Annotated in this window: 21 protein-coding genes and 6 pseudogenes; 16 read left to right on the forward strand and 11 right to left on the reverse strand. The window is 73.0% G+C overall.

Annotated features, from left to right (window positions below):
- Positions 1–8: 8 nt before the first annotated feature.
- Positions 9–1,279, reverse strand: a pseudogene (locus CCZ36_RS20525) (ABC transporter substrate-binding protein).
- 174 nt (positions 1,280–1,453) lie between these two features.
- Between CCZ36_RS20525 and CCZ36_RS20530 the strand changes: the two are divergent.
- A complete protein-coding gene (locus tag CCZ36_RS20530) occupies positions 1,454–1,900 on the forward strand; it encodes an SCO4402 family protein (RefSeq protein WP_032764190.1) in 447 nt (148 codons plus the stop codon).
- Positions 1,901–1,928: 28 nt separating this feature from the next.
- Positions 1,929–2,825 (forward strand): formyltetrahydrofolate deformylase, encoded by an 897-nt coding sequence (purU, locus tag CCZ36_RS20535; RefSeq protein ID WP_128818314.1) that lies wholly within the window; start codon positions 1,929–1,931, stop codon positions 2,823–2,825.
- Positions 2,826–2,870: 45 nt separating this feature from the next.
- On the opposite strand, the gene CCZ36_RS20540 is transcribed toward purU, so the two are convergent.
- Both CCZ36_RS20540 and CCZ36_RS20545 read right to left on the reverse strand, forming a co-directional pair.
- Positions 2,871–4,370, reverse strand: a complete 1,500-nt coding sequence (locus CCZ36_RS20540) for a zf-HC2 domain-containing protein (protein ID WP_128818315.1) — start codon at positions 4,368–4,370, stop codon at positions 2,871–2,873.
- A complete protein-coding gene (locus tag CCZ36_RS20545) occupies positions 4,367–4,960 on the reverse strand; it encodes a sigma-70 family RNA polymerase sigma factor (RefSeq protein WP_069740999.1) in 594 nt (197 codons plus the stop codon). Before CCZ36_RS20545 ends, CCZ36_RS20540 begins: the two co-directional genes overlap by 4 nt.
- Before the next feature lie 347 nt (positions 4,961–5,307).
- On the opposite strand from CCZ36_RS20545, the gene CCZ36_RS20550 reads away from it, so the two are divergent.
- The 4 genes and pseudogenes from CCZ36_RS20550 to CCZ36_RS20570 all read left to right on the forward strand — a co-directional run bounded on the left by CCZ36_RS20550 (position 5,308) and on the right by CCZ36_RS20570 (position 8,216).
- On the forward strand, positions 5,308–5,682 hold the full coding sequence (locus CCZ36_RS20550; RefSeq protein WP_032764186.1) for an STAS domain-containing protein: 375 nt from the start codon (positions 5,308–5,310) through the stop codon (positions 5,680–5,682).
- Positions 5,683–5,766: 84 nt separating this feature from the next.
- Positions 5,767–6,285, forward strand: a complete 519-nt coding sequence (locus CCZ36_RS20555) for an EF-hand domain-containing protein (RefSeq protein WP_069735299.1) — start codon at positions 5,767–5,769, stop codon at positions 6,283–6,285.
- Between the two features lie 121 nt (positions 6,286–6,406).
- Positions 6,407–7,305 (forward strand): annotated as a pseudogene (locus CCZ36_RS20560) (acyl-CoA dehydrogenase family protein); the annotation flags it as partial.
- A 407-nt stretch (positions 7,306–7,712) separates the two neighbouring features.
- Positions 7,713–8,216: an ATP-binding protein gene (locus tag CCZ36_RS20570; RefSeq protein WP_128818316.1), complete on the forward strand. Its 504-nt coding sequence runs from the start codon at positions 7,713–7,715 to the stop codon at positions 8,214–8,216.
- Positions 8,217–8,234: 18 nt separating this feature from the next.
- On the opposite strand, the pseudogene CCZ36_RS20575 reads toward CCZ36_RS20570, so the two are convergent.
- A pseudogene (locus tag CCZ36_RS20575) lies at positions 8,235–8,408 on the reverse strand (cyclase family protein); the annotation flags it as partial.
- 16 nt (positions 8,409–8,424) lie between these two features.
- On the opposite strand from CCZ36_RS20575, the pseudogene CCZ36_RS20580 reads away from it, so the two are divergent.
- Both CCZ36_RS20580 and CCZ36_RS20585 read left to right on the forward strand, forming a co-directional pair.
- Positions 8,425–8,619, forward strand: a pseudogene (locus CCZ36_RS20580) (Zn-dependent alcohol dehydrogenase); the annotation flags it as partial.
- Positions 8,620–8,706: 87 nt separating this feature from the next.
- Positions 8,707–9,360 (forward strand): TetR/AcrR family transcriptional regulator, encoded by a 654-nt coding sequence (locus CCZ36_RS20585; protein WP_069735296.1) that lies wholly within the window; start codon positions 8,707–8,709, stop codon positions 9,358–9,360.
- A gap of 29 nt (positions 9,361–9,389) precedes the next feature.
- Here the strand turns inward: CCZ36_RS20585 and CCZ36_RS20590 are convergent, their stop codons facing one another.
- Positions 9,390–10,376 carry a GlxA family transcriptional regulator gene (locus tag CCZ36_RS20590; protein WP_128818317.1) on the reverse strand — a complete coding sequence of 329 codons (987 nt, stop codon included), beginning with the start codon at positions 10,374–10,376 and terminating at the stop codon, positions 9,390–9,392.
- A 71-nt stretch (positions 10,377–10,447) separates the two neighbouring features.
- Between CCZ36_RS20590 and CCZ36_RS20595 the strand changes: the two genes are divergently transcribed.
- Complete coding sequence (locus CCZ36_RS20595) at positions 10,448–10,912, forward strand: ribosomal maturation YjgA family protein (RefSeq protein WP_069735294.1); 465 nt, start codon at positions 10,448–10,450, stop codon at positions 10,910–10,912.
- A gap of 15 nt (positions 10,913–10,927) precedes the next feature.
- On the opposite strand, the gene CCZ36_RS20600 is transcribed toward CCZ36_RS20595, so the two are convergent.
- Positions 10,928–11,311 (reverse strand): hypothetical protein, encoded by a 384-nt coding sequence (locus CCZ36_RS20600; RefSeq protein ID WP_069735293.1) that lies wholly within the window; start codon positions 11,309–11,311, stop codon positions 10,928–10,930.
- 184 nt (positions 11,312–11,495) lie between these two features.
- Here CCZ36_RS20600 and CCZ36_RS20605 point away from each other — a divergent pair, with 184 nt between their 5' ends.
- A complete protein-coding gene (locus tag CCZ36_RS20605) occupies positions 11,496–12,818 on the forward strand; it encodes an MFS transporter (RefSeq protein WP_069741005.1) in 1,323 nt (440 codons plus the stop codon).
- Positions 12,819–12,972: 154 nt separating this feature from the next.
- Here CCZ36_RS20605 and CCZ36_RS20610 read toward each other — a convergent pair whose 3' ends face one another.
- Positions 12,973–13,584, reverse strand: a complete 612-nt coding sequence (locus CCZ36_RS20610) for a CGNR zinc finger domain-containing protein (protein ID WP_128818318.1) — start codon at positions 13,582–13,584, stop codon at positions 12,973–12,975.
- 170 nt (positions 13,585–13,754) lie between these two features.
- On the opposite strand from CCZ36_RS20610, the gene CCZ36_RS20615 reads away from it, so the two are divergent.
- Entirely contained in the window at positions 13,755–14,210 is a 456-nt protein-coding gene (locus CCZ36_RS20615) for a VOC family protein (RefSeq protein ID WP_069735290.1), read from the forward strand.
- Between the two features lie 38 nt (positions 14,211–14,248).
- A complete protein-coding gene (locus CCZ36_RS20620) occupies positions 14,249–15,193 on the forward strand; it encodes a pyridoxamine 5'-phosphate oxidase family protein (protein WP_069735289.1) in 945 nt (314 codons plus the stop codon).
- 21 nt (positions 15,194–15,214) lie between these two features.
- On the opposite strand, the pseudogene CCZ36_RS35850 reads toward CCZ36_RS20620, so the two are convergent.
- Positions 15,215–15,507 (reverse strand): annotated as a pseudogene (locus CCZ36_RS35850) (enoyl-CoA hydratase/isomerase family protein); the annotation flags it as partial.
- Between the two features lie 282 nt (positions 15,508–15,789).
- On the opposite strand from CCZ36_RS35850, the gene CCZ36_RS20630 reads away from it, so the two are divergent.
- Both CCZ36_RS20630 and CCZ36_RS20640 read left to right on the forward strand, forming a co-directional pair.
- A complete protein-coding gene (locus tag CCZ36_RS20630; protein ID WP_128818319.1) occupies positions 15,790–16,347 on the forward strand; it encodes a hypothetical protein in 558 nt (185 codons plus the stop codon).
- A 317-nt stretch (positions 16,348–16,664) separates the two neighbouring features.
- Positions 16,665–17,543, forward strand: a complete 879-nt coding sequence (locus tag CCZ36_RS20640; protein WP_176735172.1) for an NAD(P)H-binding protein — start codon at positions 16,665–16,667, stop codon at positions 17,541–17,543.
- A gap of 168 nt (positions 17,544–17,711) precedes the next feature.
- Here the strand turns inward: CCZ36_RS20640 and CCZ36_RS20645 are convergent, their stop codons facing one another.
- From CCZ36_RS20645 to CCZ36_RS20655, 3 genes are all read right to left on the reverse strand, one after another.
- Positions 17,712–18,677 carry an AraC family transcriptional regulator gene (locus CCZ36_RS20645; RefSeq protein ID WP_128818321.1) on the reverse strand — a complete coding sequence of 322 codons (966 nt, stop codon included), beginning with the start codon at positions 18,675–18,677 and terminating at the stop codon, positions 17,712–17,714.
- 73 nt (positions 18,678–18,750) lie between these two features.
- A complete protein-coding gene (locus tag CCZ36_RS20650) occupies positions 18,751–19,098 on the reverse strand; it encodes a VOC family protein (protein WP_069735286.1) in 348 nt (115 codons plus the stop codon).
- Positions 19,099–19,218: 120 nt separating this feature from the next.
- Entirely contained in the window at positions 19,219–20,415 is a 1,197-nt protein-coding gene (locus CCZ36_RS20655; RefSeq protein ID WP_128818322.1) for a flavin-containing monooxygenase, read from the reverse strand.
- A 214-nt stretch (positions 20,416–20,629) separates the two neighbouring features.
- Here CCZ36_RS20655 and CCZ36_RS20660 point away from each other — a divergent pair.
- Both CCZ36_RS20660 and CCZ36_RS36435 read left to right on the forward strand, forming a co-directional pair.
- A pseudogene (locus tag CCZ36_RS20660) lies at positions 20,630–20,840 on the forward strand (DoxX family protein); the annotation flags it as partial.
- Positions 20,837–20,959 carry a hypothetical protein gene (locus CCZ36_RS36435; RefSeq protein ID WP_257791391.1) on the forward strand — a complete coding sequence of 41 codons (123 nt, stop codon included), beginning with the start codon at positions 20,837–20,839 and terminating at the stop codon, positions 20,957–20,959. The pseudogene CCZ36_RS20660 and the gene CCZ36_RS36435, both read left to right, overlap by 4 nt.
- The last annotated feature ends 72 nt before the right edge of the window (positions 20,960–21,031 follow it).

A 21,031-nucleotide genomic window follows, 5' to 3' on the forward strand; every position in this document is an offset into this window, starting at 1 on the left:
GGAGGGCTTCAGCTGCGCGGGGCGTCCGTCAGGGCGTCCGCGACGTCCACGAAGCCCTTCCGCTGGGCGGTGAGACGGCCCTCGCGGACCACCTGGAACGTCACCTTGGTGTTGACGATGCGCGGGTAGCTCAACGTGCCGACGAGGTCTTTGAAGCGCCAGCGGAGCGTCGGGGTCAGGCCGCCGGTGTCGACCTCGACGCCCCCGTTGAGGGCGGCCACGACCCGGCCCGGGGTGGCGGGCTCGTCACCGATCGCGCGGACGGCCGCCCGCAGCGCGGTGTACGCGATCCAGGTCGTCTGGACGGTGGTGTCGTCCGGGTCGATGCGGTTGTCGCCGAACGCGTACTTCTCGATCACGTCGCGCATCTGCTGCCAGCGGGCGTTCCTCGCGTCCGGGTACCAGCCGGTGACGTAGGCGCCCTCGAAGGGGCTGTTCCGGCCGCCCGTGCGGTTGATGAGCGGCTGGCTGACGCTGCCCAGCACGGAGGAGATCCTGACCTGCTTGCCGTCCGGCTCCAGCCGGCGGAAGGAGTCGAAGAACGTCTCCGTACGGGCGCCGAGCACCGCGGTCACACAGCCGCCGCCGGACCGCTCCAGGGCCTGCGCGGCCTGCTCGTCGTAGGACGTGGCGTCCAGGGGGGCCAGGATGTCGGTGGAGGCGGGCCGGTTGGCGGCCAGCAGCCCGTTGTTGAGGAGCGGCGGCATGCCGTCGCCGCCGATCGAGTCGGGCCGCACCAGCGAGACCCGGGTGCAGCTGCCGCCCAGCTGCCGCCCGTGGCCCGCCAGCAGGGCCGACTGGCCGCCGTTGACCGGGTAGGAGAGGTAGCTGCTGAACTCCTCGGTGGAGGCGCCGTACCCGCCGATGTACGGGACGCCGCCCGCCTCCAGCGCCGGCATGAAGCTCTGCCCGTGACGGCTGTACGAACCGACGACGGCGGCCACCTTCTGGTCCACGGCCTCCCGCGCGCACCGCTCGGCGCCGATCGGGGTGTCGCCCTCGTCGCAGACGATCACCCGCAGTTCGCGCCCGTCGATGCCGCCGGTGTCGTTGACCCAGCGGGCGTACGTCTGCGCCATCGCGGGCACCCCGGCCATCTTCACCGCGTTGATGTCCTCGGACCGGTCGGGGCCCAGGTCATCACGGTGACGGGCTCCCTGGAACCCCCCGTGGCTCCAGGGAGCACGCCGCAGCCGGACAGCAGGAGCGCCCCCGCCGCCGCCGCGCTGATGACGCCCGGGAAGGGGCGGGGAAAGGTGGGGCGTCGCCGTCCGGTCATGGAAAAGGACCCTTCCGGGCCCGGGGTAACGGCGCGGTGTGCCGTTCTCAACGCTCGGTGACGTCCAGGTGAATTGCGGGGGCCCGTGCGGAGGTGCGGTGAAGGAACGTACGATCGAGCACCGTGCAGCAAGGTTCGGAGAACTCTTCCCGTCGCGGCCGTCGCTCCTCCACCATGGGCGGCATGCCGCTCACTGACATGCCGTGGTGGCGCTGGCGCACCAACGTGCGCTCGGCGCTGCACATGCTCTCCGACCCCGTCTTCCACCACGAGTGCTGGCTCGCCGGCCGGGAAGGGTACGGGGACGTCACCGACGCCGTGTACCGCCTGGTCGAGGACACCTGGCTCGACAACTGGTCCGCCGAGAAGTACGTCGGCACCATATTCAGGGACTCCGCCGAGGCCGCCGCCGTGGACGCCGCCGCCCTGCGGGTGCTGCGAATCATGCACCAGGTCGGCGCGGACGCCCCCGTCTCCGCCTATCTGGAGCACCACGGCTGGCCCGAGGCCGTCCACGCGGCCCGCGAGGCCCATGTGATGCTCGCCACCAACGACGCGGAGGATCCGGACATACCGCCCCGCTCGCTGGATGTCATCCGCATCATGACCAGGGCCGCCTGAGACCGGGAGGGTGTGGCACGCTACAAGGATGACCGCGCCACAGCCCGCCCCCGCCGCCATCCCGGACGCCGCCGCGACCGAGCAGTACGTCCTCACGCTCTCCTGCCCCGACAAACAGGGCATCGTGCACGCCGTGTCGAGCTATCTCTTCATGACCGGCTGCAACATCGAGGACAGCCAGCAGTTCGGGGACCACGACACGGGTCTGTTCTTCATGCGCGTCCACTTCTCGGCGGACGCCACCGTGACCGTGGACAAGCTGCGCGCCAGCTTCGCCGCGATCGGCGAGGCCTTCCGGATGGAGTGGCAGATCCACCGGTCCGCGGAGCGCATGCGGGTCGTGCTCATGGTCAGCAAGTTCGGCCACTGCCTCAACGACCTGCTGTTCCGTTCCCGTACCGGTGCGCTGCCGGTCGAGATCGCGGCCGTCGTCTCCAACCACACGGACTTCGCCGAGCTCGTCGCCTCGTACGGCATCCCCTTCCGGCACCTCCCGGTGGCGAAGGACAACAAGCCGGAGGCGGAGGCGGCGCTGCTGGAGCTGGTCCGCGAGGAGAACGTCGAGCTGGTGGTCCTCGCCCGCTACATGCAGGTCCTCTCCGACGATCTGTGCAAGCAGCTCAGCGGCCGGATCATCAACATCCACCACTCGTTCCTGCCGAGCTTCAAGGGCGCCAAGCCCTACCACCAGGCGCACGCCCGGGGCGTGAAGCTGATCGGCGCGACCGCCCACTACGTCACCGCCGACCTCGACGAGGGCCCGATCATCGAGCAGGAGGTCGAGCGCGTCGGCCACGACGTGACCCCCGACCAACTGGTCGCCATCGGCCGGGACGTGGAGTGCCAGGCGCTGGCGCGCGCGGTGAAGTGGCACGCGGAGCGGCGCATCCTGCTCAACGGCCGCCGTACGGTGATCTTCGCGTAACCGACGGGTTCGACCTCGGAGACGGTGGGGACGTCGGGCCCGGCGTCAGAGACGGCTGAGCGAGGCCGCCGCGAACAGCACGTCGCGGATGGCCTCGCGGTCGCCCTCCTGGCCCGCCGCCGCTTCCACCGGCGAGATGTGGCCCGCGACGAGCCGGCAGAACTCGACCCCGTCCAGCGCGACCTGCGCCACCGCGCGCTCGGGCGCGCCGACGGCGGCGGGGGAGTCCAGCGCGATGTACCAGTCGCCTCCGCCGTGGCCCTCGATCTCCAGATGGAGCGAGCGGCCCGGCGCCCCGGCCGTGACCAAATCCTTCGCCGGTCCGGCCAGTCCGGCGCCGCGGCGGCCCGCGAGGGCGCCCGGCAGCATCCGGGCCGCCAGGTCGATCATCCGGTGCAGATGGCTCGCGGACGGGGCCGGGTACGGGTAGTCGACGGCGTCGGCGATGTCCCCGCCGTGCACCCAGCACTCGAACGCCCGGTCCAGGGCCGCGTCCTGGAGCGGCAGGGCGAAGGCGCCGTAGGAGACGGATGTCTCGGCGACGTTCCGCCCGGCGAAGGACGCCGTACGGATGAGCTCGTGGCTCTGGGCGCGCCAGGGCTCACGGATGGCCCGGGTGGGCGGCCGTGAGCCCTGGCGCGCCCAGTACGTCTCGGTCCGCCCGGTGGGGTCCAGCGGTGCCTCGCCGCCGTCGAGCGGGTCGTCGAGCCCGAGCGCTGCGGACAGCAGCCCGTCGACGGCCATCAGATGCCCGATCACACCGGCGACCGTGGTCCGGCGGCTGACCTGACGCTCCTCCTCGAACCACTGGAGCCGCACCGGGGCGTGCCACTCGGAGTCTCCGATGTCGCGGAGCAGCGCGTCGAGCCGGGCGGTCTCGGCGTCGTACGGGACGGCCCACTCCGGCACCGGTATCCGGGCCGGACGGCGGCCGAAGCAGCCGTCCAGCACCCGGGTGCGGAGCGTCGGGTCGAGGTCCAGCGAGCCGTCGGTGTGCAGCAGCCCCACCGCGTCCCGCAGCCGCAGCGCCTCGTCCGCGCACGGGGCGCACCCGGTGAGGTGGTCCTCCACGGCGGCGGTCTCCTCCGGAGAACAGGCGGACAGCGCCCAGGCGCCGAGGAGGGCCTTGAGGACCCGGTGGGGGAGGCCGGCCCGGGCGGAGCTCACGAAGGGCTCCGGGGAGCGGGCCGCCGGACCGTCGGCGGCCACCCTCGGCCCGGGGTCGGGGTCGGACCCGAGGGCGGGGTCGGGGCCGGGAACCGGTTCCGAGGCCGCCGGCCCGGGTTCGTTCCGCTCCGGTTCCGAGGCCGGTGGCCCGGGCACATCCCGTTCCGCGGCCGCAGGCTCCGGTTCGCCCTGTTCCGCCTTCGGAGCCGACTGTTCCGGCACGGCCCGGTCCGGGGCGGTTCGGCCGGGCTGCGGCAGGGGAGGCAGCGGGACGGAGGCCAGGTCGAGGTCGTCCGCCGCCCCGCGCGGGCCCGGTATCCGGCGAGCGCCGCGCACCTCCTCCTCGCCGTCCTCGCTCTCGCGTCCGTCGCCGTTCACCGGCCCCGTCCGTAACCGGGTGGCGCGGACCCTTCGAGCGGGCGGGCGCTCGCCGTGGAGAGCAGTTGGAGTCCCAGCCGGAGCCGACGGCGCGCCTCGTCCTCGGTGACCCCGAGATCGGCGGCGGTCTGCCGGTAGTCCCGCCGGTGGATGTACGCCAGCTCCAAAGCCTCCCGCAGCGGTACGGGCATCGAGGAGGCGATGTAGTCGGCGCGGGCGGCGGCCGTGGCGCTGCGCACCCGCCGCTCCAGCTCCTCCGGGTCGGGCACCGCGCCCTCGCCGTGCTCCGCCTCGTAACGGGAGGTCACTGCGTGGCGCAGCCGCTGGACGGACCGGAGGTGGGTGAGGCGGGCCACCCAGGAACGCATCGAGCCCTGCTTCGGGTCGTATGCCTCGGGGTTCTCCCAGACCTGGGCGAAGACCTCGCGGGTCACCAGGTCGGCGGCGTCCTCGTCGTCGAGCATCCGGTGCGCCTGGCTGTGGACGAGGGCCGCGAACCGGTCGTAGAGCTCGCCGAGGGCCGCCGCCTCGCCGCGGGCCAGCCTCTGCTGCATCCTGCGGTCCCAGCGGGGTGCTGTGTCCTTCGCCATGAACCCCCCAGCCCCCGGCCCTGTCCTGCCCAGCTCCGTGTTCTGCCCAGTTCCGTGCTTCACCCTGTGCCCGTGAGGACCGAATGTAGTCCGCCGGGTGTGCGGTGCACGCGCCTTTCAGGCAACTCTCCTGCCGCGGCGCGTGGCCGACGACGGTAGTCGATTTTCGGCCCGAATGGATCCCCGGCCACTCTGAGCAGCGGAAACGGGCCGAACTGCGCCTTTCCGCCGGAAACCTCCTGGGCCTTGACGGGCGCTTCGGTGTTTCATGGGGGTGCGGTTGGGCAGCCGCGAGGAGGAACGGAAACTTCCGGACGACCGGGAGCCCTGGAACGAGAGGTCCAGTCGTGACGCTCAAGGTGGACGAGGCGGAGCAGGGGTCCTGGGCCGTGCTGCGCATAAGCGGTGAACTCGATCTGGTGACCTCGCCCGTCGTGCGCCAGTCCGTCCACGACGCGGTCGCGGAGGGGCAGCACGATGTGGTGCTCGATCTGTCCGAGGTGTTCTTCTGCGACTCCAGCGGCGTCGGTGTGCTGATCGCCTCGCGGCGGCTGATGAAGTCCTGCGGCGGCCGGCTGCGGCTGATCCTCCCGGCCCGGGGCGCGGAGGACGGCTCGCACGTCAACAAGGTGCTCGGCGCGCTCGGTGTGCGCCGGCTCTTCGACGTCTACCCCGACGCGCTGTCGGCCACCGACGAGGAGTGCAGGCCGCTGAGCGCCTGAAGCGGGGGCCGCCGATGCGAGGTTGTCACACAGGAACAGCTTCTCGGTGACACGTGATCCCTTCCGGCGACGTACGCTCCCCGCATGGACAGCGCAGAGTACGAGCGAAAGATCGCGCACCGTTTCGCCGCCTTCGACCAGGACGGCAACGGCTACATCGATCGCGCCGATTTCAACGCCGCAGCCGCCCGTCTGCTCACCGAGTTTGGTACGACGGCCCGTTGCGACAAGGGGCAGGCGCTCTACACCGGGGCCGAGGCCTTCTGGCAGGGCATGGCGGGGATCGCCGACGTGGACGGGGACCAGCGGGTCACCCGCGAGGAGTTCGTGGGCGGGGCGGTGAAGCGGCTCCGGGACAGTCCCGAGCGGTTCGCCGAGATCGCCCGGCCGTTCCTGCGGGCGGTCATCGCGGTCGCGGACGGCGGAGACGGCAGAGCGTCGGTGGCGAACGTGGAGCGGGCGCTCCGCGTTCTCGGGGCCAGCGCCGAGATCGCGGGCATCGCCGCCCAGAGTCTGGACACCGACCAGGACGGGAAGATCGCCGAAAGTGATGTGGTGGCGGCGTTCGCCGTGTACTTCACGGTGATCGAGCCCGACGCGTAGCCGTTCGCGGTGTTACGGGGACGGCGCGCCCGTCCCCATGACGCCTCGCCGCCCCCTCGCGCTCAGCCGCGGAACCGCTCCCGCAGTTTGTACTTGAGCACCTTGCGGAGCGTCTCGTTGCGGGTTCTTCGCGCTGCGGCTGCCGGAGGCGGCGGGCGGGGTGGGCCTCGGGCTGCCCGAGACGGTGCTGCTCTCCGAGGAGGCGGGCCGGGCGCTGCTGCCGGGCCCGCTGGTCGTCACGCACCTGGCGGCGGGCCTGGTGAAGGGGGCCGCGGAGGGCGAGGCGGTGGTGTCGGCGGTGGACGTCGACCTGCCGGGGAGGCGCTGCGCGCCTTCGTGGCCGCCGCCCGGCCCGTACGGTCGATGGACCCGCTCCCGCCGCTGCACCGCGCGCCGGCGGCGACGGTGGACGACACGGTGACGACGACGGCGGGGCGCGTGTCGGTGACGGAGGGGTCCTGGGCGGAGGCGGAGCGCACGCGGGCGGATGCGAACCGTGGCCCGGTCGCTCCGGAGCGCACCCCGGCGCACGCCGGGCGATTGGGCTTCGAGGCCGCGCCGCCTGCCGCCGCCGAACAGCTCGGCAGCGCCGCCCGGACCACCGAGGCGGCCGTCCAACACGCCGGGGAGCGCGAGCAGTTCGGATCGCCCATCGGATCGTTCCAGGCGGTCAAACATCTCTGCGCCGCCGCGCTCGCCCGCACCGGACCGGCCCGCGCCGCCGTGTACGCGGCAGCCGTGACCGGCGACCCGGTGGAGATCGCGGCGGCCGAACTCCTCGCCGACGAGGCGGCCGTACGCAACGCCCGCGACTGCCTCCAGATCCACGGCGGTATGGGCTTCACCTGGGAGGCAGATGTTCACCTCCACCTGAAACGGGCCCGGATCCGGGCCGCCTCCCGGCTCTCCGGGGCCGGCGCCGAGGAGCTGCTGACCGCCGGTCTGGGGGCGGTGGGGCGGCTTCGGCGCAGCTCGACGGCGTACGGACGGCCGACCCCGGAAGCAGGGGGCGGAGGGTGACGCAGCGCATCCGCCCGGTGGCGATACCGGGTTGTGTCCTTTGCGTGATTCGTCACCGGGTGGAGTCGGGGCCCGGCTCGGGTACGCTCCGTGGGATGCGAGTGGTTCTGGAACCGGGCGATCCGGGGGCGGCCTGTGCGGCGGCTCCGGTCCGGAGCGAGGGCTCTCGCCGGAGATGTGCCGGGCCTGCCCGAAGAGCGTTTCTCGCAGTCTCTGCGCGCTCCTGTTCGACTCCCCGCAGCGTGCGTCGCACAGTATGCACCACGCGTACTCCTTCGCGCTGGAATATGCCCGAAGCGCTTGTTGCGGTGACTGTACGTCAACCATGCTGTCGCGTAAGGGAATCACGTTCCGTGACCCTGAGGAGGCGCGAGGCGATGTGTCCGCCGGTTCGGATGGTGTGAGCGGTGCAGGTGCTTCAAGTTCAGCTGGAGGTCGGTCCGGATCCCGCAGAGGTCGGGCGGGCCCGTAGGTGGGCGCGGTCGCGCCTGATCGGTTCCGGGATAGGGGATGACGAGCCGCTCGCCGAGACGCTCATCCTGCTGATCTCGGAGCTGGTCACGAACGCCGTCGTCCACACGGGCTGTCCCGCCGTGCTGCGGATGCTCTTCGGAGGGGGCGGGGCCTCCGGCGCGGCCGGGACCGTCCGGGTCGAGGTCGCCGACGCCAGCGACTGCCCCCCGCTCCAGCGGCACGCGGCGGGCGAGGACACGGGCGGCCGGGGCCTGGAGCTGGTGGACGGGCTCGCCGACCGCTGGGGCTGGCTGCCGGAGGGTGCGGGCAAGCAGATCTGGTGCGAGGTCGACCGGAGCGGGCCGGTGCGGGCCGCGGAGCTGCCCACGGTGGTCGTCCAGGGCGGCGGCGAGGTGTGCGAACCGCCTTCGTGCGTCTTCACCGACAACCTGGCCTGAACCGCTCGCCCTTCTCTTCTACAGGACCGCGACCGGGGCGACCGGCGACCCGGTGGCCCCGGTGAACGGCTCCGGCGTGGCGGTGAGCAGGAAGGCGTACCGGCCCTCCTCCGCACAGGCCGCGGACAGCGCCTCCAGGTTCCAGTTCTGGCCCTGGAGCAGGCCCATTTCGACCAGGTGCAGCGCGTGCAGGGTGGTCGCCGTGACGGACAAGTCGATCCTGAGCTGCCGCTACGGCTCCTCGCAACCGCAGCGCGACACCGTCCTGTACGCGGACCTCTACCGGGAGGGCCGGCTGCTGCTGGACGAGCTGGTGACGGAGACGTACCCGGTGGAGGACTTCGCCAAGGCGGCCGACGACGCGCACCACGGGCGGGTGGCGCGGGGGGTGCTGGTGTTCTGAGCCGGTGGGCCCGCAGGGGCTTCCTGATAGCTTCTAACGAAACTTTGAGTAGGTAGCAGGCAAGCGAGCCGGGGAAGGTGGCAGTCCATGGCCGGGTCCGAGGCGAAGACTCCGCGCGAGCGCTACCGCGCCCAGGTGCGCGCCGAGATCAAGCAGCACGCCTGGGAGCAGATCGCCACGGCCGGGGCCTCCGCGCTCTCCCTCAACGCGATCGCCAAGCGGATGGGCGTCAGCGGACCCGCGCTCTACCGCTACTTCGCCGGCCGTGACGAGCTCATCACCGAGCTCGTCCGGGACGCTTACCGCAGTCTCGCCGACGCCGTCCACGCGGCGGCCCTCACCGGCGCCGACCCGGCCGCCCTCGCGCACGTCCTGCGCGACTGGGCTCTGGCGGATCCCCACCGGTACTTCCTCGTCTACGGCACCCCCGTCCCCGGCTACCAGGCGCCCGACGAGATCACCGGCATCTCGCAGGAGATCATGACCGACCTGCTGACCGCCTGGACGGCCTTCGAACCGGACCCGCCCGCCTCACCGTTCGCCGCCCACCTGGCGGACCACCGCGACTGGGCCGGCGACCACCCGGCCCCGCCCGGGGCGCTGCGGCGGGCTCTCGCGTTCTGGACCCGGCTGCACGGGGTGCTGTCCCTGGAGCTGGCGGGCCATTTCACGGGCATGGGCTTCGATCCGGCCCTGCTGTTCCGGGCCGAGCTGGACGATCTGGTGGGGCGCACGGGCTGAGGCTTCTGGGCCGGGGCTCGTGGGCAGGCCTAGGCGTCGGCCGATGACCGGAACGTACGCCGGTAGACCGTCGGCGGCACGCCCAGGGCCGCCTGGAGGTGCTGGCGCAGCGAGGTCGCCGTGCCGAAGCCCGCGTCCCGGGCCACCTGGTCGATGGACAGGTCCGTCGACTCCAGCAGCTGGCGCGCCCGCTCCACCCGCTGCTGGGTGAGCCACTGGCCGGGGCTGATCCCGACCTCCTCGCGGAAGCGGCGCGTGAACGTCCGTACGCTCATGGCCTCCTGTTCCGCCATGTCCCGCAGCAGGATCGGCCGCTCCAGCCGGGCCAGTGCCCAGGCCCGGGCGGCGGTCGTGGTCGCGAACTGCGGTTCGGGGAGCGGGCGGTGGATGTACTGGGCCTGCCCGCCGTCCCGGTGCGGGGGCACCACCGTGCGGCGGGCGATCTCGTTCGCGACGGCCGCCCCGTGGTCGCGCCGCACCAGGTGCAGGCAGAGGTCGATCCCGGCCGCGACCCCGGCGGAGGTCAGGACGTCCCCGTCGTCGATGAACAGGACGTCCGGGTCGACGCGGACCTGCGGGAAGGTGCGCTGGAAGTGGTCGGCGGACGACCAGTGCGTGGTGGCGGGGCGGCCGTCGAGGTATCCGGCCGCCGCCAGCACGTAACTGCCGGTGCAGATGGAGACCATCCGGGTACCGGGCCGGACCAGGGCGAGCGCGGCCGCCAGCTCGTCGGTGAGCCGGCCCTCCTCGAAGACCGGGCCCAGCTCGTAGGAGGCGGGGACGACCACGGTGTCGGCGGTGGCGAGCGCCTCCGGGCCGTGCTCCACGAGGACGGCGAAGTCCGCGTCGGTCCTGACCGGGCCGGGAGGGCGGACCGAGCAGGTCACCACGTCGTACAGCTTCCGGCCGGCACCGTCCGCCTCCGTGCCGATACTGCGGCCGAAGATCCGCTGCGGGATGCCCAGTTCGAACGGGAGCAACCCGTCGAGAGCCAGGACGACGACGCGGTGCGGCATGACGACCTCCTCGGAGATCAGCGGCGGCGGGTATTGGTATAGACCAGGAGGTGGTACAGAGTAGCGACGTGATGGAGAAGCCGACAGAGCCCGCGTCCATTCCCGCAGCGGATCGTGACACCCGTACGTCCCCGCCACCGAACCCGCCGTGGCGCCCGCGCGATCTCAGGGCTCGCTCGGTCGCGGCGGTGGCGGCCGTCGGCACCGTCGCCGTGGGCCTCGTCGTGCGCACCGGGGCCGACGGGGCCTTCGCCAAGTACGCCGGGAGCGCGCTCTACACGGTGCTGCTCTGCGCGCTCGTCGCCTTCTGCGCCCCCCGCGCCCGGCCTGTCGTGGTGGCCCTCGCGGCGCTCGGTCTGAGCTGGGCGGTGGAGTTCGCGCAGCTCACCGGCGTACCGGCGGAGCTGTCCGCACACAGCACGGCGGCCCGGCTGGTCCTCGGCTCGACCTTCAACGCGCCGGATCTGTTCTGGTACGCGGTGGGTGCGGCCGGTGCGTGGGCGGTGCTCCGTGCGGCGGCCCGGGCCTGCGGCTGACGCCGGCCCGGGTCCTCACTTCTTGCCGCGGGCCCGTTCCTCGCTCGCCTGCATCTCCAGTATCGCGAAGACATGGGCGCTGGTGCGCCGCCGGGAGGTGCCGCTGACGACGAGCGCCGCGCCCGCCACGGCCGTGGGGACGGACAGGGCCAGGATGCCGACGAGTTCGGGCCAGTCGCGCTCCCCGGCGCACAGGGAAGGGCTGGTGTGCGAACGGCCGTACGCGAGCGGGGACTCGCACTCCAGCTCGCGGCTGGGGGAGGACGCGATGGTGTACGGAGCCAGCAGCAGGTAGCCGAGCCAGAGCAGCAGCCCGGCTGCCACGGCGGACAGGCCCACTCCCCAGGCCACGCGGGCCCCGGCTCGGCGGTCGAACTCCTGACGGACGGCCCAGTGCATGTCGCTCCTCGTGTCGTGTCGTGCCGGGGTCCGGCGGGCAACCTCTCTCGTTCAGGCGGCGATCGTACGCAGTGCCCGTGACCGCGCCCGTCCGCCCCGGAGCATGCCGTCGTGGCCCGATTCCTGCGAACCATGTCTTTCAGGCCACTCGTAGGGAAAGCCCAAGGCCAAGAAGCTGGTCCACGTGACCGAGACCATCGAAAGCGCAGCCCGGGACGACCGCCGTCCGCCCCGCGAGGAGCGGCCCCGTCCCCGCCCCCGCATTCACCGGGCGTGGCTCGTCGCCGCAGTCACCTTCGTGACGATCATCGGCGGTGCGGCCTTCAACTCCCTGCCCGGCCTGCTCATCGACCCGCTCCACACAGAGTTCGGCTGGTCGCGCGGTGAGATCGGGCTCGCGGTCTCCATCGACATGGCGCTGTACGGTCTGACCGCGCCGTTCGCCGCCGCACTCATGGACCGCTTCGGTATCCGGCGGGTCGTGGCGGTCGCGCTCACCATGGTGGCAGCCGGGGCGATCGCCAGTGTCTGGATGACCGCGTCCTGGCAACTGATGCTCTACTGGGGCCTGTTGGTAGGCCTCGGCACCGGCTCCATGGCGATGGCGTTCGCCGCGACCGTCACCAACCGCTGGTTCGTCGCCCGCCGTGGCCTGGTCACCGGCATCCTCACCGCCGCCGGGGCCTCCGGGCAGCTCGTCTTCCTCCCGCTCTGCGCCTGGATCGTCGACGAACACGGCTGGCGGCCCGCCTCGGTCACCGTCGGTCTGGCGTCCCTCGTCGTCGTCCCGTTCGTCTGGCTCCTGATGCGCGACCACCCGGCCGATGTGGGGCTCGCCCCGTACGGCGGTGCGTACGTGACGAAGCCCGCGCCGGCCCGGGGTGCCGCGCGCCGTGCGCTGCGCGTGCTGTTCGACGCGGCCCGCACCGGTCCGTTCTGGCTGCTCGCGGGCGCCTTCGCGATCTGCGGGGCCTCCACCAACGGCCTGATCCGCACCCACTTCGTGCCTTCCGCGCACGACCACCACATGCCCATCACCGTGGCGGCCTCGCTGCTCGCCGTGATCGGGGTCTTCGACGTCATCGGCACGATCTTCTCCGGCTGGCTCACCGACCGCTTCGACGCCCGCAGACTCCTCGCCGTCTACTACGCGCTGCGCGGGATCGCGCTGCTGTTCCTGCCGATGCTCATGGCCCCCGACGTGCGCCCGCCGATGGTCTTCTTCATCGTGTTCTACGGTCTCGACTGGGTCGCCACCGTCCCGCCGACGCTCGCGCTCTGCCGTGAGCAGTACGGCGACGACAGCGCGATCGTCTTCGGCTGGGTACTGGCGTCGCACCAGGTGGGCGCGGCGGTGGTCGCGTTCCTCGGCGGAGTCGCGCGGGACGTGTTCGGCAGCTACGACGTGGTCTGGTACGCGGCCGGGGCACTGTGCGCGATGGCGGCGCTGATGTCGCTGGTGGTCCGCCGCGTTCCGGCGCCGGGGGAGCCCGCCGCCGACCGCTGAACCCGAAGCCCGGCTGCCGGCCGCCGAGGCCGCTGAACCGCCGGCGGACGGCGGTGGCGGCCATGCCTGCGTGTCCCATCACGCCGTCCATGAGAACTGACGGGGCGTCAGATGTGAACCCGTGTGCGGATCGGCCGGGCCCGGGCCCCGGGTCTTACGCCCTCGTGCGCCGGGCGTAGTGGCGCTGCGCCTTCGCGCGATTGCCGCACCCCGCCATGGAGCACCAGCGGCGCGTGCCGTTCTTGGACACGTCGTGGAAGTGCAGGACGCAGGCGTCGTTCGCGCAGTGGCGGATGCGGTCGGGGCGGTCCGCGACGAGCCGTAGCCAGTTCTCCGCCGCGTACCAGGCGGGCAGCCAGGACGGCTCGTCGACCTCCACCACCGACTCCGGCACCCCGCCGGGGCCCAGTGTGCGGCGGATCCGTCCGTGGGTGAGGACCTCGTTCAGCCGGGCGCTGTCCTCGGGGGTGGCCGGATCGCGGCGTACGGCCGTGGCGGCGAGGGCGTCGAGCGCCGTGCGGGCGGCGAGCAACCGGTCCAGCGTCGCGCGGTCGGCGGCGAGGAGGGCTTCGGGGGTGCGGTCGGCGGAGGCGCCGGGGGCGAGGTGCTCGCGCACCGGGGGGCTGCCGAGCCAGATGGCCAGGCCCGACACGGTATCCAGCAGGTCGTGCCGCCCGTCCCCGTCGATCCAGCGGGTGTTGAGCAGGTCGATGGCGAGCGGCTCGCCGGTCAGCGGCCGGGGGTCGGGCCCGGGAGGCTGCGTCACGGTCGGGCTCCTTCGTCGTGGAGGAGGGGCGGGGCGGGGGCGGATGGCCCATCGATGATAACCGGCCAAATGGAGATCACCGGTTTGCGCTGGCTGTTTCTAACCTGCAAAATGAATGACAACGGTTACGAGATGACCTCGTGGCCCCGACCTAAGGCACGGGATCGACCATGAGCAAGGCCAGGAACCTCCGGACCGGCCACGTCGGCCTCAACGTCACCGACCTCGACCGCTCGACCGCGTTCTACCGGGAGGTCTTCGACTTCGACGTGCTGGCCGAGGGCAAGGACGCCGACCGCCGATGGATCTTCCTCGGCCGTGACTCCCGGCTCCTGGTGACCCTGTGGCAGCAGAGCGAAGGGACGGCTCCCACGGCCCTCCCCGGCCTCCACCACCTCTCGTTCGAGGTGGACACGGTGGACGAGGTCCGAGCCGCCGAGGAGGTCCTGCGGGGGCTGGGCGCGGAGTTCTCCTACGAGGGCGTCGTCCCGCACGGCGAGAGCGGCACCTCGGGCGGCGTCTTCTTCGCCGACCCCGACGGCATCCGCCTGGAGATCTACGCGCCCACCGGGGCCGACCCGGCGGACGCCCCGACCGCGGGTGCTCCCACCTGCGGATTCTTCTAGGCGTCGGCGGCTGGGCGCGAAAGGGCAGGGTGCGGACCATGAGCGGATATCACCGGGGCGAGGTCGCCGTGCAGGAGCGGGCGGGGCTGGCCCGGCGGGCGGCGAGTGCGGAGCGGGCCATCCGCTCCGACATCCCCGAGGTGGCGGCGGAGTTCCTCGGCCGGCAGCCCTTCCTGGTGGTGGGCGGCGCGGACCGGCAGGGGCGGATCTGGGCGACCCAGCTCACCGGCGAACCGGGCTTCCTGGCCGTCCCCGCGCCGGACGTCCTGACCGTCGACGCGCTGCCGCCGCCCGACGACCCGCTGGCGGGCCTGCTGTCCGGTGCTCACGGGGGTGGCACCGGCGCGGCGGGACCCGCCCGGATCGGGATGATCGCCATCGAGCCCGCCACCCGTCGCCGGATGCGGATGAACGGCCGGGCGGTCCGCGAGGGGAGCGGGCTCCGCGTCACCCTCGACCAGGCCGTCGCCAACTGCCCCAAGTACATCCAGGAACGCCACCCCCACCGGATCGCACCGGGCGGGGCGGGCGAGGGGCGGCGCAGGGTCACCGACGGGGGCGCCCTGAGCCCCGCGCAGCAGGAGGCGCTGCGGTCCGCCGACACCTTCTTCGTCGCCACCGCCTCCGACCGGGGCGACGCCGACGCCTCGCACCGGGGCGGTAACCCGGGCTTCGTGCAGGTCGTCACGCCCTGGCTGCTGCGCTGGCCCGACTACGCGGGCAACGGCATGTTCCTGACCCTGGGGAACCTCGAACTCAACCCCGCAGCCGGGCTGTTCGTGCCCGACTGGGACAACGGCTCCGCCCTCCACCTGACCGGCTTCGCCCGCACGGTCTGGGACGCGGACGAGGTGGCCCGCATCCCGGGGGCGGAGCGGCTCGTCGAGTTCGAGATCACCGCCGTGCGGGAGATCGCCGCCGCCTCGCCGCTGCGCTGGTCGGCCCCGGCGTTCCACCGCTTCAACCCGCCGGTGGCGTCCTGAGGTCTCGTACTTCTGTCCGTAGCCTCGGTACTCCGGCGTACGGCGCTCGACGAAGGAGGCCACACCCTCGTTGGCGTCGCGCGTGGTCATGTTGATCTCCTGGGCGGCGGCCTCGGCCGCGAACGCGGTGGCCCGGTCGCCGTCCAGTGAAGCGTTCACCAGCTGCTTGGTCAGGGCGACGGCCCGGCTCGGCCCTTCCGCCAGCCAGCCCGCCCACTCCTTGGCCAGGCCTCCAACTCCCCGCCCGGCGCCGTACGGTTGACCAGGCCCATCCGTTCCGCGTCCGCCGCCGACAGCGCGTCGCCGAAGAACCCGGTAGGCGTCCCGGACCGCGGAGTGAGGCCGCCCTCCGGGGACTGTTCTTCGGTAGAATCGGCGGAACGACCCTCCACCGAAGCGTCGGCAACGGCCGGCACGCCGACAGGCAAGCACGCACTGCGCATCGACAGGTTCGGGGCAGGGGCTCGGGTACGGCCGGGACTGGCCTCGGTGTTCGGCGTCGAGGGAAGAGCGGTAGCTCGACCTTCAAGCCCGCCTGGTGCGACCTGTGACGCAGGTGCTGCACGCCGTAGCCGTCGAGGGAGGACGGAGGGGCCGTGAGATCCGAGCCGGATTCGATGTCCCGTCTTCGCAGTTCCGAGTTCGGCGTTGGGGTGGTGGGGCTCTGCTTCTCGGTCGCGCTGGGCTTCTTGCTCGTGGCCGTCCAGCCGGCCGGTGAGACGCTGCCACTCCGGCAGCGGTCACTCCACGGGCTCCCATGGAGCCTGGCACTGGGATATCCGGCCTGGTTGCACCTCAGATGCCGGGTGGTCCTGGGCAAGGACGGGCTGTTGATGCACAACAGGCTGACGGACATCCGGGTGCCGTACGGTCTCATCCAGCGCGTCCTCACCACGAACGGGCTCGCCGTCGAACTCAAGGACGGCCGCATCCTCACAAGCCCGGCGGTATCGCCGTCGTTGAGCGGGAGGATCGGCGGATACCAGGCCGCGAAGCAACTCCGGCGGGCGGTGCAGCCCCGGCTGACCCCGGCTGATCCCGCGCCGGAGGGCTCGGACATCGAGCGGCAGGTACAGCTGTCCTGGGCGTTCTTCCCGGCGATGACCGCCGTTCACGGATTCTGGTACCTCCTGCTCCTCGCCCGGGGGGCATGACAGGGCGCGAGGCGGGCGGCGCAGCTGCCCCGTGGGGGCGATGCTGTCGGGCGGGCCCGCCGGGGCGGCGTACGAGGGGGACCAGGCCGTTGCCGACCAGCTGAACGGCCCGCCCTCCGGCATGACCAGGGAGTGGGTGACGGGGGCTTCGGCGCGGGCGGTGGCGTGGGCCGAGGCGCTGGTGCGGGCGTCGGAGCGGGGGCGGGCGTCGGAGCGGGGTGGGCATGCGGGCCCGGCGCCCGGTGCCGGACGCTCGGACATCCCTCCCGGACGCTGACCCATGGGCGGGGGCCGCCCCGCCGCGTGAGGCTGGTGCCATGACTCAGACAGACGTGACCGCGGCAGCGGCCTCCGTGCAGGGACCCGTACTCGTGACCGGCGGCACCGGCAAGACCGGCCGCCGGGTGGTGGCCCGCCTCCGTGAGCTGGGGGTGGAGACCCGGGCGGCCTCGCGGTCCGGGGACACCCCGTTCGACTGGACGGACCCCACCACCTGGCAGGCCGCCCTGGACGGCGTCACCGCCGTCTACATCACCCCGCTCGACGCCTCCCCCTCCCCGACCCCCGCCTTCGTCGAGCAGGCCGTCGCGAGCGGGGTGCGGCGGCTGGTGCTGCTCTCGGCCCGGGGTACGGACGTGCCCGGCTACTTCGGCCCCGCCTACGAGGACGGCGGACCGCACGGCGAGGGGGAACGGGCCGTCCGGGCCTCCGGGGTGACCTGGACGATCCTGCGGCCCGGCTGGTTCGCCCAGAACTTCAGCGAGGGCGTCTTCCTCGACGGCGTACGCGACGGGGAACTGGCCCTGCCCACCGGGGACGGGAGGGCCGCGTTCGTCGACGCCGACGACATCGCGGACGTGGCCGTCGCGGCGCTCACCGAGGACGGCCACGCGGGCGAGGAGTACGGACTCTCGGGCCCTCGCGCGCTCGGCATCGCCGACGTCCTGGACGAGATCGCGAAGGAGACCGGAAAGCGCGCAGCGTACGTCCCCGTCGAGGCCTCCGTCTTCCGGGCCGGACTCACCGCCCAGGGCTTCACGGACTGGGAGGCCGACCTCTGGACCGACGCGCTGGACCCGATCACGTCGAGCCGGGAGGCGCCCGTCCTGGACGGGGTTCGCCGGGCACTCGGCCGGGAGCCGCGGGACTTCGCCGACTTCGTCCGGGAGGCGGCGGCGCGGGGGGTCTGGGGCTGACGCCCGGGGCGGGGCCGAGGCTGAGCAGTGGGGCCGGGCCCCTGCGGGAGGAGCCCCGGCGCGGAGGGCCCCCGGGGCGACTCCCGAGGCCGGTCCACCGGAAGGGAACCCGGCCCCGGGGCGGGGCCCCAAGCCCCGGTCGCCCGCCCCCGCGCTCTGCCCGCCGGCCTACCCCGCCGGGGCCTCCGCCTCCGCCTCCACCGGCCCGGACGCCAGGGCCTCCCGCCGGAACGCGCTCGGGCTCTCGCCCCGCACCCGCTTGAACGCCGCGCTGAATCCGAACGCGTCCGCGTAGCCGACCCGGCGGGCCACGGCCGCCACGGTCAGCTCGGGGCGGGTCAGCAGGTCGGCGGCGAGCGTCATCCGCCACTCCGTCAGATACGCCACAGGCCCGTCCCCGACGAGTTCGGTGAACCGCTTCGCCAGGGTCGTCCGCGACACCCCCGCCCGGCCCGCCAGCTCCGCCGTCGTCCAGGGGTGCGCCGGGTCCTCGTGCATCGCCCGCAGGGCCGGGCCCGCCACCTCGTCGCCGAGCGCCCCGTACCACCCCGGCGGGTTCGCCTCGGGCCGGTCGAACCAGTCCCGCAGCGTGCACACCAGCATCCAGTCCAGCAGCCGGTCGAGCACGGTCTGGTCCCCGGGCCGGCCCCGGCCGAGCTGTGCCTCCAGGTAGTCCCGCAGCGGCGCGCAGTCCTCCTCGTCGGGCACCACGAGGGCCGGGGGGAGCGCCCGCAGGAGCCGCTGGGGAAGCTGCTCCTGTACGTCATAGGCGGCGGCCAGCAGCACGGTGGCGCAGTCGAACTCGGGGACACCGCCCGGCGCTGCGCCGGTGTCCCGGGCCTGGTCCCAGCGCACCTCCCGTACGCCCCCGGCCCGCGCCGGCCCCGTACCGTCCCCCGGGGCGTCGGTGAAGACGAACGGGGCCGGACCCCGGACGATCGCCGCCTCCCCGACCTCCACCCGCAGCGGCTCGCCGCCCTCCGGCACGATCCACCCCGCGCCCCGCAACGGCAGGCACAGGGTCAGATACGCCCCGTCCGTGAACCGCAGCGACCAGGGTGCGCACAGCACCGAACGGCCGAACACCGCACCCCGGCCCCGCACGCCCCGCAACAGCTCGTCGAACACATCCATGACGCCAGCCTAGGCAGAGGCGACCCCGTTCCGGGCGTGCCCGGCAGCGGACCGGGCACGCCCGGAACGGAGTTCAGCGGTGACTCAGCACATTGACCACCCGGCCGTCGGGGTCCCGGACGAAGAACCTCCGCACTCCCCACTCCTCGTCCTGGATCGGGTGGACGATCTCCGCCCCGCTCTCCCGGACGACGGCGTACACCGCGTCCACGTCGTCGACCTCGACGCTCAAGTCGGGGACGACCGGGCCGGTGAGGTCGTGGGTCATGAAGCTGACCTGCTCCTGCGGGCGGGACGGCGAGGCGACGGTGGTGATCCAGCCGAGGTTCATGACCTCCTCGAAGCCGAGCAGACCGTAGAAGTCCCGGTTCTCCTCGACCGTTTCCGTCCGGAGGTTGGGCACGACACGGCGAACGGTCATCATGGACTCCTCTGGAGAAGGGCTCGCGTCAGACCGGCCATCACGATCAGTTCACGGATGACGGCCGTGGGCCGGACCCTACCCACCGGCACCGACAGCCCGGTCCGTCCCGGCGCACCCTCAACGGGGCGCCCGGGCCACCCTCTTGGCGATCTTCTCGGCGTCCAGGGCCATCTCCCGCAGCATTCCGCTGATCGGGTTGGTGAACCCGGTGAAGTAGAGCCCGGGGGCTTCCTTCGGGGACCGGGCGCCGTGGGTCACCGGGCGGCCCCGCCCGTCCAGGACGTCCAGGTGGCCGAGGAGCGGCTCCAGCGCGCGGTGGTAGCCGGTGGCGGCGATGACGGCGTCGGGGGTGAGCCGGGTGCCGTCGGCCAGGACCACCGTGTCCTTGTCGAAGGAGGCGACCGTGGCCACGGGGGCGACCCGGCCGGTCTTCACGGCGTCGATCAGGCCGACGTCCTGGACCGGGATCGCCCCTTCGCGGACCCGGGAGTAGAGCCCGGTCGCGGGGCGCGGGAGGCCCCTGTCGGTCAGGTCGGGCACGGCGACCTTCGCCATCAAGGCTCCCGCGCGGTCGACGAGCCGTACCGGCAGGCGGCGGACCAGGATGCCCGTGGCCTGGGCCGGCCAGCCGGCGGTGGAGCGGCGGACGATGTGCGGGGCCGTCCGGACGGCGATGCGCACGGCGGACGCCCCGCCCTCCGCCAGGTCCGCGGCGATCTCCGCGCCCGTGTTGCCGATGCCGACGACCAGGACGTCCTTGCCGGCGTACGGGGCCGGGTTCCGGTACGCCGCCGCGTGCAGCAGCTCGCCCGTGAACGTGTCGCGGCCCGGCCAGTCCGGTATGCGCGGGGTGTGGTTGAAGCCGGTGGCGACGACGACCGCGCGGCCCCGCAGGACCCGCCCGCCCGTCGCGGTGAGCTGCCAGTCGCCGGAGCCGTCGGGGGCCGGGTCGACCCGGGTCACCTCGACGCCCGTCACCACTTCCAGCCCATGGTGCTCGGTGTACTTCTCCAGGTACCGCACCACGTCGTCCCGGCCCACCCAACGCCCGAACTTCCGCGGCATCTTCAGCCCCGGCAGCGCCGACCAGCGGCGGGTGGTGTGCAGGTGCAGCCGGTCGTAGTGGCCGCGCCAGGACGCCCCGACCCGGTCCGACTTCTCCAGGACCACCGCCCGTACGCCCCGGGCGCGCAGCGCGGCCGCGGCGGCGAGTCCGCCGGGACCGCCGCCGATGACGTAGACGGGCCGGTCCTCCGTACGGTCGGTGAGGGTGACGGCGTCGTGACTGTCCGCGGAGGGCGTGCTGTTGGGCATGGTTCGGAGCGTAATCGTCCGCTCTGTTGATGGGTCTCGGTCAAGAGGGAAATCGGTTGCGAATTGATCACGAGTGGGTGAGGGGGCTGTGAGCCGCGCGGGTCCTGTTCCGTCGGCCGGGGAAGGCAGGCCCCTCCGGGCTGTACGGGGACGGGTGCGGGCCCCTTGCGCGGTGCGGCCCGTATCCGCTGAACTGACAGGTCGTCAGATGTGCATTGCGGACAAGCACCGTTGGGGCGTGGTCCGCACGGGTTTCCGGCGGGTCGTCGAACCCCGCCCGAAGCTGATCGCGTACGTCGCCGTCTACGCCGAACTGGGCCGAGCAGGGGCAGAACGCGATGATGGCGTTGATCTCGCTCGTGGCCCTGTTCGCGATGGCGTGGCAGACCTGGTCACTGGACGCGGTGATCGGACTGTTCCTGTGAGCGCCGAACGCGCGTCCGCAGGCCCCCGCTTCGACCTCCCGGAGCCGGACGCGTTCACCCGCCCGTACTGGGACGCGGCGGCGGAGGGCCGGAGGCTCCGCGCGTCGGGATGCGGCTGACCGTTGCTTTCCGGGGGGCGGGAGAGGGCGGAGCGGGGGAGGCCGTGGCGGTGTTTTGGCCGCGGGGCTGAG

Origin of the sequence: Streptomyces sp. S063, assembly GCF_002832675.1 — a bacterium.
GTDB lineage: Bacteria > Actinomycetota > Actinomycetes > Streptomycetales > Streptomycetaceae > Streptomyces > Streptomyces sindenensis.

What these genes read in the sequence shown, in the direction of transcription:
- CCZ36_RS20530 (WP_032764190.1), top strand. Translation starts at nt 1,454, where the DNA reads ATGGGCGGCATGCCGCTCACTGACATGCCGTGGTGGCGCTGGCGCACC.
- purU (WP_128818314.1), top strand. Translation starts at nt 1,929, where the DNA reads ATGACCGCGCCACAGCCCGCCCCCGCCGCCATCCCGGACGCCGCCGCG.
- CCZ36_RS20545 (WP_069740999.1), bottom strand. Translation starts at nt 4,960, where the DNA reads ATGGCGAAGGACACAGCACCCCGCTGGGACCGCAGGATGCAGCAGAGG.
- CCZ36_RS20555 (WP_069735299.1), top strand. Translation starts at nt 5,767, where the DNA reads ATGGACAGCGCAGAGTACGAGCGAAAGATCGCGCACCGTTTCGCCGCC.
- CCZ36_RS20585 (WP_069735296.1), top strand. Translation starts at nt 8,707, where the DNA reads ATGGCCGGGTCCGAGGCGAAGACTCCGCGCGAGCGCTACCGCGCCCAG.
- CCZ36_RS20590 (WP_128818317.1), bottom strand. Translation starts at nt 10,376, where the DNA reads ATGCCGCACCGCGTCGTCGTCCTGGCTCTCGACGGGTTGCTCCCGTTC.
- CCZ36_RS20595 (WP_069735294.1), top strand. Translation starts at nt 10,448, where the DNA reads ATGGAGAAGCCGACAGAGCCCGCGTCCATTCCCGCAGCGGATCGTGAC.
- CCZ36_RS20600 (WP_069735293.1), bottom strand. Translation starts at nt 11,311, where the DNA reads ATGCACTGGGCCGTCCGTCAGGAGTTCGACCGCCGAGCCGGGGCCCGC.
- CCZ36_RS20615 (WP_069735290.1), top strand. Translation starts at nt 13,755, where the DNA reads ATGAGCAAGGCCAGGAACCTCCGGACCGGCCACGTCGGCCTCAACGTC.
- CCZ36_RS20620 (WP_069735289.1), top strand. Translation starts at nt 14,249, where the DNA reads ATGAGCGGATATCACCGGGGCGAGGTCGCCGTGCAGGAGCGGGCGGGG.
- CCZ36_RS20640 (WP_176735172.1), top strand. Translation starts at nt 16,665, where the DNA reads ATGACTCAGACAGACGTGACCGCGGCAGCGGCCTCCGTGCAGGGACCC.
- CCZ36_RS20645 (WP_128818321.1), bottom strand. Translation starts at nt 18,677, where the DNA reads ATGGATGTGTTCGACGAGCTGTTGCGGGGCGTGCGGGGCCGGGGTGCG.
- CCZ36_RS20650 (WP_069735286.1), bottom strand. Translation starts at nt 19,098, where the DNA reads ATGACCGTTCGCCGTGTCGTGCCCAACCTCCGGACGGAAACGGTCGAG.
- CCZ36_RS20655 (WP_128818322.1), bottom strand. Translation starts at nt 20,415, where the DNA reads ATGCCCAACAGCACGCCCTCCGCGGACAGTCACGACGCCGTCACCCTC.